13 protein-coding genes are annotated in these 12,972 nt (G+C 64.0%); 9 read left to right on the top strand and 4 right to left on the bottom strand.

The window, feature by feature from the left end:
• Window positions 1-55 precede the first annotated feature (55 nt).
• Window positions 56-835 carry an N-acetylmuramoyl-L-alanine amidase gene (locus ACFZCE_RS07570; protein ID WP_390937591.1) on the bottom strand — a complete coding sequence of 260 codons (780 nt, stop codon included), beginning with the start codon at window positions 833-835 and terminating at the stop codon, window positions 56-58.
• A gap of 111 nt (window positions 836-946) precedes the next feature.
• On the opposite strand from ACFZCE_RS07570, the gene ACFZCE_RS07565 reads away from it, so the two are divergent.
• The 4 genes from ACFZCE_RS07565 (at window position 947) to ACFZCE_RS07550 (ending at window position 5,620) form a co-directional block, all read left to right on the top strand.
• Entirely contained in the window at window positions 947-1,867 is a 921-nt protein-coding gene (locus tag ACFZCE_RS07565; RefSeq protein ID WP_390937588.1) for a LysR substrate-binding domain-containing protein, read from the top strand.
• A 34-nt stretch (window positions 1,868-1,901) separates the two neighbouring features.
• Window positions 1,902-2,957 (top strand): PA0069 family radical SAM protein, encoded by a 1,056-nt coding sequence (locus ACFZCE_RS07560; protein ID WP_390937586.1) that lies wholly within the window; start codon window positions 1,902-1,904, stop codon window positions 2,955-2,957.
• Between the two features lie 232 nt (window positions 2,958-3,189).
• The gene (locus tag ACFZCE_RS07555) at window positions 3,190-3,888 is read left to right on the top strand and encodes a carbonic anhydrase (RefSeq protein WP_390937584.1); all 699 of its coding nucleotides are present in this window, start codon (window positions 3,190-3,192) and stop codon (window positions 3,886-3,888) included.
• 205 nt (window positions 3,889-4,093) lie between these two features.
• Window positions 4,094-5,620, top strand: a complete 1,527-nt coding sequence (locus ACFZCE_RS07550) for a SulP family inorganic anion transporter (RefSeq protein ID WP_390937582.1) — start codon at window positions 4,094-4,096, stop codon at window positions 5,618-5,620.
• Here ACFZCE_RS07550 and ACFZCE_RS07545 read toward each other — a convergent pair whose 3' ends face one another.
• Window positions 5,621-6,259, bottom strand: coding sequence for a hypothetical protein (locus tag ACFZCE_RS07545; RefSeq protein ID WP_390937580.1), 639 nt, complete (start codon window positions 6,257-6,259; stop codon window positions 5,621-5,623).
• A 238-nt stretch (window positions 6,260-6,497) separates the two neighbouring features.
• Between ACFZCE_RS07545 and ACFZCE_RS07540 the strand changes: the two genes are divergently transcribed.
• Window positions 6,498-7,130 (top strand): SCO family protein, encoded by a 633-nt coding sequence (locus ACFZCE_RS07540; protein ID WP_390937578.1) that lies wholly within the window; start codon window positions 6,498-6,500, stop codon window positions 7,128-7,130.
• Between the two features lie 6 nt (window positions 7,131-7,136).
• On the opposite strand, the gene ACFZCE_RS07535 is transcribed toward ACFZCE_RS07540, so the two are convergent.
• Complete coding sequence (locus tag ACFZCE_RS07535; RefSeq protein ID WP_390937576.1) at window positions 7,137-8,924, bottom strand: ATP-binding protein; 1,788 nt, start codon at window positions 8,922-8,924, stop codon at window positions 7,137-7,139.
• The gene (gene algB, locus ACFZCE_RS07530; RefSeq protein WP_390937574.1) at window positions 8,921-10,267 is read right to left on the bottom strand and encodes a sigma-54-dependent response regulator transcription factor AlgB; all 1,347 of its coding nucleotides are present in this window, start codon (window positions 10,265-10,267) and stop codon (window positions 8,921-8,923) included. Before algB ends, ACFZCE_RS07535 begins: the two co-directional genes overlap by 4 nt.
• 185 nt (window positions 10,268-10,452) lie before the next feature.
• Between algB and ACFZCE_RS07525 the strand changes: the two genes are divergently transcribed.
• The 4 genes from ACFZCE_RS07525 (at window position 10,453) to ACFZCE_RS07510 (ending at window position 12,410) form a co-directional block, all read left to right on the top strand.
• Window positions 10,453-11,280 carry a BON domain-containing protein gene (locus ACFZCE_RS07525; protein ID WP_390937572.1) on the top strand — a complete coding sequence of 276 codons (828 nt, stop codon included), beginning with the start codon at window positions 10,453-10,455 and terminating at the stop codon, window positions 11,278-11,280.
• 180 nt (window positions 11,281-11,460) lie between these two features.
• On the top strand, window positions 11,461-11,745 hold the full coding sequence (locus tag ACFZCE_RS07520; protein WP_390937570.1) for a hypothetical protein: 285 nt from the start codon (window positions 11,461-11,463) through the stop codon (window positions 11,743-11,745).
• 30 nt (window positions 11,746-11,775) lie between these two features.
• Complete coding sequence (locus ACFZCE_RS07515) at window positions 11,776-11,940, top strand: DUF1328 family protein (protein ID WP_390937568.1); 165 nt, start codon at window positions 11,776-11,778, stop codon at window positions 11,938-11,940.
• Window positions 11,941-11,942: 2 nt separating this feature from the next.
• Entirely contained in the window at window positions 11,943-12,410 is a 468-nt protein-coding gene (locus ACFZCE_RS07510) for an Ivy family c-type lysozyme inhibitor (protein WP_390937566.1), read from the top strand.
• Window positions 12,411-12,972 lie beyond the last annotated feature (562 nt).

The following is a 12,972-nucleotide window of genomic DNA, read 5'->3' as shown; positions in this document are numbered from 1 at the left end:
AGCCTGACGACCCATCGGCCTGACTATTTAACCCCAAGCGAAGCGGCGCGCAAGCTCAACGCATGTTCAACAGCACCTGGACCAGCGCGGCGGTTTGCGCGTCGGGCACGCCGTCGAAGCGTTGTGGCCGGTAATGCATCTGGAAGGCGCCGATCACCCGCTGGGTTTGCACGTCGAGCGTGCCGCTTTGCGGGATGGCGTAACCCAGGCGGGCGAGTTGCTCCTGGTACCAGGTAACGCTCGGTGGGTTGATGTCGAAGCGGGCCTTCTGTTGCGCCACTGCCGCCTCATCCGGCCATACCCCGAAGCCGGCCTGGGCCAGGCGCTTCCAGGGGAACAGCGGGCCGGGATCCTGCTTGCGCAGGGGGGCGATGTCGCTGTGGCCGATGAAATTTCGCGCGTCAATCGAGTAGCGGCTGGAAATGTCTTTCAACAATGCCAGCAGGGCCTGCACCTGGGCTTCGCTGTAGGGGTACCACACGCGGCCGTTGGCGGTGTTCTGGAAGCCGGGGTTGACGATTTCGATGCCGATGGAGCTTGAGTTGAGCCAGGTACGGCCGGCCCACTCGCTTTCACCGGCGTGCCAGGCGCGGTATTGCTCGTCGACCAATTTGTACACGGTGGCGTTGGCGTCATCGCCGATCAGGTAGTGGGCGCTCACCTCGCCTTGGGTGAGCAACTGCAATGAGCGCTCCAGCGAGGCGGAGGTGTAGTGCATCACCACGAACTGCACGCGGCTGTCGTAGTTGGCCGAAGGGTGGCTGGTGTCGATGCGGGGGGCCTGGCTGCAGCCGGCAAGCAACGCCAGGGCCAAGGCGACGAGTAAGGGCTTCATGAAGGCTCGGACATCACAGGTGGCAGAAAATGCAACATTGTAACGCACACGGCCTTCCCCTTCGATGCCGCTGGGTTACCATGATGTAACAAGCCCCCCTTAAGGCCGCCCATGGACCTGCGTGACCTCGCCTACTTCGAAACCATCGCCGAGCTTGGCCACCTGGGGCAGGCGGCGGAAAAACTCAACCGCAGCCAGCCGGCGCTGACCAAAAGCATCCAACGCCTTGAAGAAAGCCTCGGCGCGCGATTGTTCCAGCGCCAGGGCCGGCGCATTGTGCTCACCCCGGTGGGTGAGTTGCTGCTGGCGCGCGGCAAGGCGCTGTTGCAAGGGGTCGACGACACCCGCCGGGAAATCCGCGACTTCGCCGAGGGCGCGCTGGGCAACATTCGCCTTGGCTGCGCCGCCACCATGATCGAATACCTGTTGCCGGAGCTGGTCGCCACGCTGATCGCCGAGGCGCCTGAGGTGACCCTCGCCGTGGTGGTCGGCCAGGACGACGTGCTGCGTGAAGGCCTGCGCTCCGGCGAGCTCGACGTGATCATCGGGCCGATGAGCGAAGACGACCCCGACCTGACCACCCACCTGCTGCTCGAAGACGAAGCGCTGGTGGTCGCCAGCGCCAGCCACCCGTTGTTCGAGGGGCCGATCACCCTCGGCGAGCTGTGCAAATACCGCTGGATCCTGCCGCCCAGCACCACCCTCGGGCGGCGCTGGATCGACCACCTGTTCCATCGCCATTCGCTGCCGCCGCCGTTCGTGCAGATCGAAACCAACCTGATCACCCTGACCCCGAAGATGATCGCCAGCACCGGCCTGCTGAGCTTCATGACCCGCCAATCGCTGGCGAATTCGCGCAGCGTGGCGCGCCTGCGCGAGGTGCCGCTGGAGCAAACCCGCTTCACCCGCAAGGTGGGCGTGGCCTGGCGCCGCGGCAGCTACCTGTCGCCGGCGGCGCGGCGCCTGGTGCAGGTGCTGGAGGCCTACGTGCCCGTTGAGCGGGAGGGGCTTAATCGCATCGGCCAACTCTGATACTGTATTTATATACAGCTACGGAGAAGCCGGCATGGCCCTTGAGCCCATTCGCGGGCGCGGCACCGCGACCAACCCCGATAACCGCTTCGCGCCACGCACCTCGGTGGCCGAAGACGACGGCTGGTGGCAAGACGTACCGCCCACCCGCAACACCGAAGTGCGCATTGAGCTGGCCAAAACCATCATCACCCGCAACAGCTCGCCAGACATCCCCTTCGACCGTTCGATCAACCCCTACCGCGGTTGCGAGCACGGCTGCATCTATTGCTATGCGCGGCCCAGCCATGCCTATTGGGACCTTTCGCCCGGCATCGACTTCGAAACCCGGCTGATCGCCAAGACCAACGCCGTACAGCGCCTCGAAGAACAACTGAGCAAGCCAGGCTATGTATGCGCGCCGGTCAACCTGGGCTCCAACACGGACCCTTACCAGCCGATCGAGCGCCAGTACCGGCTGACCCGCGAACTGCTAGAAACCCTGTTGCGCTACCGCCACCCGGTCACGATCGTGACCAAGGGCGCGATGGTGTTGCGTGACCTCGACCTGCTCGAAGCGTTGGCCAGCCAGCGGCTGGTGAAGGTGATGATCAGCCTGACCACCCTGGATGACGAGCTCAAGCGAACCCTCGAGCCCCGCGCGGCCTCACCGGGGGCACGCCTGCGGGCCATTCGCCAGCTTCGCGAGCACGGCGTGCCGGTGGGCGTGCTGTGTTCGCCGATGATCCCCATGGTCAACGATTGCGAGCTCGAAGCGCTGGTCGCGGCGGCGGCCGAGGCGGGTGCGCAAAGCGCCAACTATATGTTCCTGCGCCTGCCGCTGGAGGTGGCGCCGTTGTTCGAGCAGTGGCTGCAGGACCACTACCCGCAGCGCGCCGCGCACGTGCTCAGCCTGGTGCGGCAAAGCCGTAACGGCGAGTTGTACGACTCACGCTTCGGCAGCCGCATGCGCGCCGAGGGGCTGTTCGCCGACCTGCTCGCCCAGCGCTTCGCCAAGGCGATCAAACGCCATGGCCTGGCGCGGCGCGAGGGCTATGCTCTGGATACCAGCCAGTTCTGCCCACCGGGCCGGCAGATGAACTTATGGTGATGGTACGATACGGCTTATATATAACGGAACATGGCATATTGATGTTAAAATAGTGTCTGATGGCCTTCTCTTAAAGGTTAGCGTGCCAGTTTTAAGTTTTCCTTAAGCTGTGTGCCGTACTTTAAGAATTGTCTTATTCAGTCACACTTCCACAAGTCGACAGCGGCGATTGGCGGTGTAGGATTTATTACCCATTTGCGTGGGAAAGTTAACCCGTTAAAGAGGATAGAGCATGCCTTTCAAGGACCAGACCCACACCGAAAGCGCGGAAGAGGCCCTCAAGCATATCGTCGACGGCTTTCGGCATTTCCACCAAGAGGTGTTCCCTGAGCAGCAAGCGCTGTTCAAGAAGCTCGCCACCGCGCAAACCCCACGGGCGATGTTCATTACCTGTGCCGACTCGCGCATTTCTCCCGAGCTGATCACCAACAGTTCGCCTGGCGACCTGTTCGTCACGCGTAACGTCGGTAACGTGGTGCCGCCTTACGGGCAAATGAACGGCGGCGTGTCTACCGCCATCGAGTACGCCGTGACCGCCCTGGGCATCAAGCACATCATCGTGTGCGGGCACTCCGACTGCGGCGCCATGCGCGCGGTGCTCAACCCCGACAGCCTCGAAAAAATGCCGACAGTCAAAGCCTGGCTGCGCCATGCCGAGGTGGCCAAGACCGTGGTGCACGACAACTGCAGCTGCGGCACCGAGGTCGAAACCATGGGCGTGCTCACCGAAGAGAACGTGATCGCTCAGTTGCAGCATTTGCGTACGCACCCGTCGGTGGCTTCGCGCCTGGCCAGCGGGCAGTTGTTCATCCATGGCTGGGTGTACAACATCGAAACCAGCGAAATCAAAGCCTACGATGCCAGCGAAGATCGCTTCCTGCCGCTGGACGGCGCGCAGGTGCCGAGCGCTACCCCCAAAGGCCGGTTTTAAACCAGGCTTTTCAACTCCCAGGCCAATGAAGGCTGCACTTTACTTGCGTGCAGCCAGGGCCAGCGCCGAATTCCAATAACAACAATAACGGTTTCGCTCGCTCTGCCGGCCCCCGGCAGCCGAACCCGGCTGCCTGGGTATTGGGAGCGTGTGGCCGTCAGTTGGGTGGCGTGGCCCGGCCGGATGTTCATTCAGGAGAACGAACATGAATATCGCACGTGCCCAAGCGGCCATACCGCGCGAGTTATTGGCTTCGGTCGTTGTATTCCTGGTTGCTTTGCCCTTGTGCATGGGCATTGCGATCGCCTCCGGTGTGCCGCCGGCCAAAGGCCTGGTCACGGGCATCATCGGCGGCATCGTGGTCGGCCTGTTGGCCGGTTCGCCGTTGCAGGTCAGCGGCCCGGCAGCGGGCCTGGCGGTGCTGGTGTTCGAGCTGGTGCGCCAGCACGGTTTGGCGACCCTCGGGCCGATCCTGTTATTGGCGGGGCTGTTGCAGTTGGCCGCCGGGCGCTTTCGCCTCGGCTGCTGGTTCCGGGTGACCGCGCCGGCGGTGGTGTACGGCATGCTCGCCGGTATCGGTGTGCTGATCGTGCTGTCGCAGGTGCACGTGATGTTCGACCAGGCGCCGCAGCCTTCGGGCCTGCAGAACCTGCTGGAGTTCCCCGGCACCGTGGCCGAGTCCCTGCCACTGGAAACCGGCGCCGCTGGCTGGCAGGCAGGGTTGATCGGGCTGCTCACGATTGCCGTGATGTACGCCTGGGAAAAACTCAAGCCCCAACGTTTGCGCTTTGTGCCCGGTGCCTTGCTGGGGGTCACCCTGGCCACGGTGCTGAGCCTGTTGCTGCCCATGGAGGTGAACCGCGTGCAGGTGCCGGCCAACCTGGCCGACGCCATCGACTGGATCACCCCTGCCCGGCTGATGGACCTGGCCAACCCGGCCGTGCTCATCGCCGCGGTGGCCGTGGCCTTTATCGCCAGCGCCGAAACCTTGCTCTCCGCCGCCGCGGTAGACCGCATGCACAATGGCGTGCGCTCAGACTTCGACCGTGAGCTGTCGGCCCAAGGCGTGGGCAACATGCTCTGCGGCCTGGTGGGCGCATTGCCGATGACCGGGGTGATCGTGCGCAGCTCGGCGAACGTGCAGGCCGGGGCGCAAACCCGTTATTCCGCGGTGTTGCACGGGGTGTGGCTGCTGGGCTTCGTGGTGCTGCTGTCGAGCTTGCTGCAGAGCATCCCGGTGGCCAGCCTGGCCGGTGTGCTGGTGTTCACCGGCATCAAGCTGGTCGACTTCAAGGCGCTGCGCAGCCTGGGCCGCTATGGCCGCATGCCGGTGTTCACCTACGCCGCCACGGCGCTGGCGATCGTGTGCACCGACCTGCTTACCGGGGTGCTGGTGGGCTTTGCCCTGACCCTGCTGAAGCTGGCGCTGAAGGCCGCGCGGTTGAAGATCAACCTGGCCGAAACCGGCCCGGGCGAAATGGAACTGCGCATGAGCGGGTCGGCGACCTTCCTCAAGGTGCCGGCGCTGACCAAGGTGCTCGGCACCATCCCCCCGGGCACCCGGGTGTACGTGCCGCTGGGCAACCTGAACTACATCGACCACTCCTGCCTGGAGTTGCTCGAGGACTGGGGCCGGGCCAACCAGGCCAGCGGCGCGCGGATGGTCATCGAGAGCCGTGGCTTGAAGCGGCGTATCGAGGGGCAGTTGCGCACCAGCGCCGGGGTGGCCTGATCAGGCCACGCCCAGGCCGATCCCCAGTTGCCGCGACAGGCATGGCCAGCGTTTCCAGGCCGCGCCGGTTTCCGGGGCGGTCAGCTTGTCCTTGTAGGCTTGCACTGACTCCAGCTGGAAGCTGTCTTCGTCCAGCAGGCTGTCGACCGAATGGTGTACCACCTCATCCAGCTGGTTGGCGAAGCTTTCGCCGATCAACTGGTGGGCAATCAGGTTGGCCACGGTGGTGTCGAGCGGGATCAGCGGCTGGCTGAAGTGGCGGATGTACAGGTCGTTCACCTCTTCTACCAGCCGGTGCGCCAGGTAGGCCTCGTCGAGCAGGCAGTCCAGGCCTTGGTGGCCGTCCATGATCCGCGGGGGGGTGAAGAAGTATTCTTCGGCGATTTTCAGCACCGGCTTGACCTGCCCCTCGATGCCCGCTTCGGCGGCGACCTGCGCGGCGGCGTCGAGCAAATCAGGCACCTGCTCGATGTAGGCACTGACAAAACGCGCCAGTGCGGCCTTCGGGTCGTTCTCGGAAAACCGTATCGACGGGTGCAAACCGGCCAGTTGGCCTTCGAGGTGGGTCAGGAGTTGGCCGGTGGCCTGCTCGTGCTGATGGGCACGCTGGATCTGCTCGCGAAGTGCGGCGGTCTTCATGGATTCTCCACGGACATAATCGGTTACTAACGTGAAGGTCGATACAATAGCTGCCTTCCTAGAGCGGGTAAGACGCATTTTTCATAAAGCCGTCACAGATTTTCACCTGAAGTTATATCGAATTGCCATTATGTGCTGGGTGGTGATCTGGGCTAGAGTCGAACCGGCCTCAGGGCCCTTGGCCCGGCGTAGCCGGCCGCCCACAAGGCCTGCCCAATCTCCAGTACCGAGTTGACCCATGACCCGCCTGCACAAAACCCTCTTCGGCGCCTTCGCCGTGATCGCGATCATCGCCGGCTTCGTGCTTGAGCGCGTGTTCGAGCAACGCAGCCTGGAGAACGACCCGGCGCTGCTCGGCGCCGGCATCATCCTGCTGCAACAGGGCCGGCCCATGCCGGCCCTGAGCATGACCGACGAACAAGGCCAGCCGGTGCAGCTCGACCAGTTGAAGAACCAGTGGAGCTTGCTGTTCTTCGGCTACACCTTTTGCCCAGACATCTGCCCCACCACCCTGGCGCAGCTGCGCAATATCCGCGCGAAGCTGCCCGCCGAGGCCGCCCAGCGTTTGCGGGTATACCTGGTCAGCGTTGACCCGGCCCGTGATTCCCCGGCGCGGTTGAAGGAGTACCTGGGCTTTTTCGACAAAACCTTCAAAGGCCTAACGGGGCCGCAAGCGGTGTTGGAGCAGTTTTCCACCGCGGTGAGCATCCCCTACGTGCCGGCCGACACTCGCAAGCCCAACTACACGGTGCAGCACAGCGGCAACCTGGCGGTGGTCGCACCTGACGGCACCTTGCGCGGGTTCATCCGCGCGCCGTTCGACAGCGCCAAGTTGCAGGAAGCCCTGCCGGGGTTGTTGCGCCGGGGCTAACCGGCTTCAGATAGGCAGGGCAAAGTAGAACTGGGTGCCCTGCCCTGGCCGCGAGTACACGCCCATGCGCCCGCCGTGCAGCTGCACGATTTCCTTGCACAGCGCCAGGCCCAGCCCGGCCCCGCCTTTTTTCCGGCCGACCTGCACGAAGGGCTCGAAAATCCGCCCTTGCTGGCCATAGGCGATGCCTTCGCCGGTGTCTTCCACGCTGATGATGATGCGCTCGGCGTGGCGCCGGGCTTGCAGGCGGATCTCGCCGCCCGATGGGGTGTGGCGGATGGCGTTGTCGATGAGGTTGTCGAGCACTCGCTCGAGTTGGCCCTGGTCGGCATGGATGCGCGGCAGCGCGTCGGCCGGGTCGACCAGCAGCTCGACGCCCTGTTCGCCGGCGGCGGCGGCATGCCGGCCTTGGGCGCGCTCAAGCAGGCCCTCGACTTCGCAAGGCGCCAAGGTGAGCTTTTGTTGCCCGCTTTGGTAGCGGGAGAAGTTGAGCAGGTCGTTGATCAGTTGCATCAACCGCTGCATCTCGTCCTTGACCACCATGAACAGGTCGGCCTCGCGCGATTGCGGGGCAAAGTGCACGCGCTCCTGCAGCAGGCCGAACGCCATGTGCATGCCGGTGACCGGCGTGCGCAGTTCATGGGAGGCGCGCAGCACGAATTCGCTACGCACCCGCTCGAAGGCACGCTGCTCGGTGACGTCGTGCAGCACCATCACCGCGCCGGCGATCTGCCCTTCGAGGTGGGTCACTGGGGTCAGGCTCCAGGCCAGCAGTCGGGCTTCGCCATCGACCTCCAGGCTGAGGTCGTCGAGTACCCGGTCCAGGCTGCCGCCGCGCAGCACCAGTTGCAGTTGCTCGTTCAGCTCCGGGCGGCCGAGGGCCGCGCCCAGGCTCATGCCGGTGCGGTCGTCTTCCCAGCCGAGTTGGCGCTGGGCCACCGGGTTGAGGTGCTCGAGCAGGCCCTGGTGGTCGATCATCAACAGGCCGTCGTCGATGCTGTCGAGCACCGCCTGCAACCGTTGTTGGCCGGCGAGCAGTTCCTCGACGTTAGTGGCCTGGTGCTCGCGCAGGGCCCTGGCCATGCTGCCGAAGCGGCGGGTGAGGAGTTTCATTTCCGCGGCGTGGGGTTCGGGCAGCTCCACGTCGTAGTTGCCCTTGCCAATGGCGTCGGCGGCCTTGACCAAGCCCTCGATCGGCTGGCCAAAGCGCCGGGCGATGCGGTGCGCGGTCACAAAGCCGATGAACAACACCGCCAGGCCCAGCAGCCCGAGCAGGGCGGAGACCATCACCGCGTGTTGGTGCGAGGTGCGCTGGGTGCTGGCGAAGTGCTCGAGGTTGCCCTTGTAGGCGTCGATCAGGTCGCGCCGCAGCGTGTTGAAGGCATTGCTCAGGTCGGTGTCGTTGCTCGGGGTTGGGTCCCGCGCGAGGGCTTGCTGGTAGATGTCGAGAAAACGCTGGTTGTCGGTGCTGGCCTGGCTGTAGGCGGCCAGCTCCGCGCCACTGCTGGCGGCCGCCAGGGCTTGGCCGAGCAGTTGGCCGAATTCGCCCTGGGCCCTGGCCAGGGCGCCTTTGTCTGGCACGTCGGCCTGGATCATCGCCAGTTGTTCGCCGAGGTTTTGCCGCAACTTCAGGCTGAGGTCGAGGGCGTTGATATTGCGCTGCACCAGGTCTTCCTGGCGGTCGGCGATCTGCATCACGCTGACCAGCCCCAGCAGCAGTCCGAGCAGGGCCACGGCAATCAGCGCCGAGATGCTCAGAAACAGCCGGGTGCGCAATTTCATCGGCAGTTTCATAGGTTGTATTGCTTGCGCTTGCGGTACAGCGTCGAGGCATCGATGCCCAGGGTACGGGCGGCTTGGTCAAGGGTGTCGCTGGTGGCCAATACCGCGCCGATGTGGGCTTTTTCCAGCTCGTCGAGGCTCATCGCCGCGCCGATGCGCGGGGCATTGGTGGTGGGCTGTTCGCCCATGCCCAGGTGGCTGACCTCAACCTTTTCTTGCGAGCAGATGATGCTGGCGCGCTCGATCACGTTGCGCAGCTCGCGGATGTTGCCCGGCCAGCGGTAGTTGAGCAGCGCGGCCTTGGCTTCTTCGCTGAAGCTGCGCGCCGGGCGGGCGTATTCCTTGACGAAGCGAGCGAGAAAACGCTCGGCCAGGGTGAGGATGTCTTCGCTGCGCTCGCGCAGTGGCGGCAGGTGCAGGGTGATTACGTTCAGGCGGTAGAGCAGGTCTTCACGAAACCGCCCTTCGCGCACCATGTCTTCGAGGTTCAAGTTGGTCGCGGCGAGAATGCGCACATCGGCGCGGCGGGTGACCGGGTCGCCCACGCGCTCGTATTCCTTATCCTGAATAAAGCGCAGTAACTTGGGCTGTAGGGTCAGCGGGAAGTCGCCGATTTCATCGAGGAACAGCGTGCCGCCGTCGGCCTGGTTGACCCGGCCCAGGGTGCTCTCGCTGGCGCCGGTGAAGGCGCCGCGGCTATGGCCGAACAGCTCGCTTTCCATCAGCTCAGCCGACAGCGACGGGCAGTTGATGGTCACGCAAGACTTCTTGGCGCGCTTGCTCCAGCCGTGAATGGCCCGCGCCAGCTCGCCCTTGCCGGTACCGGACTCGCCCAGGATGAGGATGTTGGCGTCGGTGACCGCCACTTGGCGGGCGGTTTCCAGTACCACCATCATCGCCGGGCTGTGGGAATCGAGGCCGTCTTTGGGCTTGCGGATTTCCCCCTCGAGCGCTTCGAGGCGGGCCGACAACTGGCGCACCTCCAACTGCTTGGCGGTGGCCAGGCGCAGTTGGTCGGGGCTGCACGGCTTGACCAGGTAGTCGGCGGCGCCGGCCTGGATGGCGTCGACCGCGGTATCCACCGCCGAGTGCGCGGTCACGATCACCACGCGCATCCAGGGCGCTTGCACGCGCATTTGCGCGAGCACGTCGAGGCCGCTGTCTTCGCCCAGGCGCAGGTCGAGAAAGCACAGGTCGAACACCTGCCGCTGCAGCAGCGCCTCGGCTTGCGCGGCGCTGCTGGCGGTGGCCACGTTATAGCCTTCGTCTTCCAGGCAGTAGCGGAAGGTGCGCAGGATGGCGGCTTCGTCGTCCACCAACAGAATACGGCCCTGAGTGCCCGTATCGGTTTCCATCTTGCTGCGCTCCCCTACAGAAATGACGGTCAGGCCCGTGGATCGGGCAAGTTGCAATGCTCATTGTGAACGATTCGGCGGGCTGCGTGGTAGCCACGCACAACTGACAACGCTAAGGGGCTGAAATTCGGTGAAATTAAGGTTGTCCCATGGATAACGTTCCGCCTACTACAAGGAGGCCCGCAATGCTCACGTTCAAACCCTTTGGCCTGGCCCTGGCCACCACCGCCCTGCTGCACGCCACAGCCTACGCGGCGCCCGCGCCGCAACAGGCCGCGCGCGACGAAGGTGCCATCTGGATGGCCATGGCGCTGAACAAACGGCTTAGCCCCTACGCCCTGGGGGTAGAGGTACAGGGTGAACAGGTGGTACTCACCGGCAAGGTCGAAAACCAGCAAGACAAAGACCTCGCCCAGCAGATTGCCGAAGCCGTGGGGCACCAGCCGCAGGTGAGCAACCAATTGCAGATCGACCCCGCCCTGGGCGACCAGCCGCCCAGCCGCCAGGCGCTGGCGCAGCAGGTAGACGACGCCACCCTGACCGCCACTGTGCGCGCCAAGCTCAGTTGGAACACCTCGACCCATGGCTCGGCGATCAAGGTGAGCACCGACGCCGGTGTGGTCACCCTCACCGGCCGGGCGAAAACCGCCGACGCCAAGTTGCTGGCCGGTACCCTGGCGAGCAATACCGATGGCGTGACCGTGGTGAACAACCTGATCAGCCTGAGCGCGGCCGACACCCGGACTACCCAGGCCGAGGTCGCGGCGAAAACCACTGACGAAAGCGTGAGCGATGCGTGGATCACCAGCAAGGTGAAGGCGAGCTTTCTCTACGACCGTAACCTCGATGCCCTGACCATCGACGTGCAAACCCGCGAAGGGGTGGTCAGCCTGGGCGGCGAGGTGGCCAGCAGCGAGCAGAAAACCCAGGCCGTGCAGGTGGTGCGCACGCTGCGCGGGGTGCGTGGGGTAGACGCGGACCTGCTCAAGGTGGCGCTGGCCAGCGCCGGCTAGGCAGTCGTGCAAACTGCCCGACGCCAACCGCGCCATCGGGCAGTTTGCTCGCTGCAATCGGCGAATTACGTTCTTTAAATTATTGATTTTTAAGGATAAAAATAAACGATAAAGATTGGCATGCACGCTGCAATACTTCTAGCGAACCGTGAATCAGGCGCCGCAAGGGAGGAACACAGGATGAGCCGTCAACCGTTCGCTACTGCTGATGTTGTCGACTTCAACCTGGCGTTGCGCAAGGGGTTGTCCATCTTGCTGGCGGTGTTGGTCACCTTGGTGCTGTGCCAGCAGTGGCAGCACTGGACCGCCGCCCCCGAGCCGCTGATTCACACGCATCACACCACCGCCCTGCCCCGTTTGAGCGCTGCCAGCGCCCAGGCCGGTGTAGCACAAGGCCGCCTGCAAGCGGCCGAGGTGGTGGACAGTATCGACCGTGCGCCCAGCGAGCCACGTTGGGTGTTCTGATCGGTAACCACGCGCTGAAGGAGTGAAGCCATGCTGAGTTGGGCCGTAACATTTTTGATCATTGCCATCATCGCCGCCGTACTGGGCTTCGGTGGTATCGCTGGCGCCGCCGCCGGCATCGCCAAGATCCTCTTCGTGATCTTCCTGGTGCTGTTCGTCGCGTCGTTCTTCTTCGGGCGTAAAGGCAGGTTGTAACCGTGATCGGCAAGGCCTTCAAGCCGCTGCTGGCCGGGCTGATGCTCGCCAGCAGTGCCGTTGCCCTGGCGGGCAATGACGGGCAAGACCGCGCCAGCGAGCTGGTGTCGACCGATAAAGACTACCGCAGCGCCTGGCAACACCTGGTGCAGCAGCAGGAACGCCTGCCGGACTGGATCATCAACCTCTCCGGGTATTCTCCGCCGCTGGCGGCGACCACCGAAGATGGCGACAAGTACCTGGTGGGTGAGGTGTGCGAGCAAGAGCAGCAATGCCGCAACAACCGCGTGATCGTGGCCTTCAGTTGGAACAAGGCCCATGCCTACGCGTTGTGGGTGCAGGTGCCGGCCGGGTTGCCGGCGGATAAATCGCCTACCCAGCATGCGGACTATCGCTGGCTGGGTGACCCTGACCCAGGCATGCAAACGTTGCTGATGGAACAACTGAAGAAAGACCCGAACTGGTATTGAACCGAATTCCCGTGGCGCACTCTGTTGTGCCGCTCAGTTTCACTCACCCCCACAGGGGTGTGACCAGGGGGCCGGGATGCTTTGGCTGTGGTAGGGCCGGAGCGACCTAAGGGTACAGGGAGTGCCTTCGAAAGGGCCGGGTCAGGTAAAAACCGTACCGAAACCGCACCGTCAACGTGCGGGTTCGGTGCGGTTTTTTTATGGCGGGCGGGCCTAGGCCAAGGCACCGCCAATCCGCTTTCACAAGTTTTCACCGCCCTCCTCGCGCCAATTCGGTTTTCCGAACGCTTGACAGCCTTTTTACCCCTCCCCGGGCGATAACCCCCGCAGGCCAGTGGCATGGCCGTTCGGCTGGGCGAACGCTTGCCTTTATTGCGTAACTCATTGAATTAAATGGATTTGTATTATGCCGATTGTGCATGGGGTAGCCGTTTCCGGCATTAGACGTGCTCGGCCCCCCTCGGAATAGTTGCGCCTTTTTTCAGATAACACGGCGTTGCACGCCAGCCTTCCCCATGGCCTCCCTCGGCCCCGGGGCCCGACGAACGATCACGCAGAGGGT

Origin of the sequence: Pseudomonas sp. NPDC007930, assembly GCF_042958985.1 — a bacterium.
In the GTDB taxonomy this organism is placed as follows: domain Bacteria; phylum Pseudomonadota; class Gammaproteobacteria; order Pseudomonadales; family Pseudomonadaceae; genus Aquipseudomonas.
Note: the sequence above shows the minus strand (reverse complement) of the source record. Positions and strands in the feature narration are given on the sequence as shown.

Bases quoted from the DNA above. Each gene is read 5' to 3' on its own strand.
- ACFZCE_RS07525 (WP_390937572.1), top strand. From the start codon at position 10,453: ATGCTCACGTTCAAACCCTTTGGCCTGGCCCTGGCCACCACCGCCCTG.
- ACFZCE_RS07560 (WP_390937586.1), top strand. From the start codon at position 1,902: ATGGCCCTTGAGCCCATTCGCGGGCGCGGCACCGCGACCAACCCCGAT.
- ACFZCE_RS07520 (WP_390937570.1), top strand. From the start codon at position 11,461: ATGAGCCGTCAACCGTTCGCTACTGCTGATGTTGTCGACTTCAACCTG.
- ACFZCE_RS07555 (WP_390937584.1), top strand. From the start codon at position 3,190: ATGCCTTTCAAGGACCAGACCCACACCGAAAGCGCGGAAGAGGCCCTC.
- ACFZCE_RS07545 (WP_390937580.1), bottom strand. From the start codon at position 6,259: ATGAAGACCGCCGCACTTCGCGAGCAGATCCAGCGTGCCCATCAGCAC.
- ACFZCE_RS07570 (WP_390937591.1), bottom strand. From the start codon at position 835: ATGAAGCCCTTACTCGTCGCCTTGGCCCTGGCGTTGCTTGCCGGCTGC.
- ACFZCE_RS07540 (WP_390937578.1), top strand. From the start codon at position 6,498: ATGACCCGCCTGCACAAAACCCTCTTCGGCGCCTTCGCCGTGATCGCG.
- ACFZCE_RS07535 (WP_390937576.1), bottom strand. From the start codon at position 8,924: ATGAAACTGCCGATGAAATTGCGCACCCGGCTGTTTCTGAGCATCTCG.
- ACFZCE_RS07565 (WP_390937588.1), top strand. From the start codon at position 947: ATGGACCTGCGTGACCTCGCCTACTTCGAAACCATCGCCGAGCTTGGC.
- algB (WP_390937574.1), bottom strand. From the start codon at position 10,267: ATGGAAACCGATACGGGCACTCAGGGCCGTATTCTGTTGGTGGACGAC.
- ACFZCE_RS07550 (WP_390937582.1), top strand. From the start codon at position 4,094: ATGAATATCGCACGTGCCCAAGCGGCCATACCGCGCGAGTTATTGGCT.
- ACFZCE_RS07515 (WP_390937568.1), top strand. From the start codon at position 11,776: ATGCTGAGTTGGGCCGTAACATTTTTGATCATTGCCATCATCGCCGCC.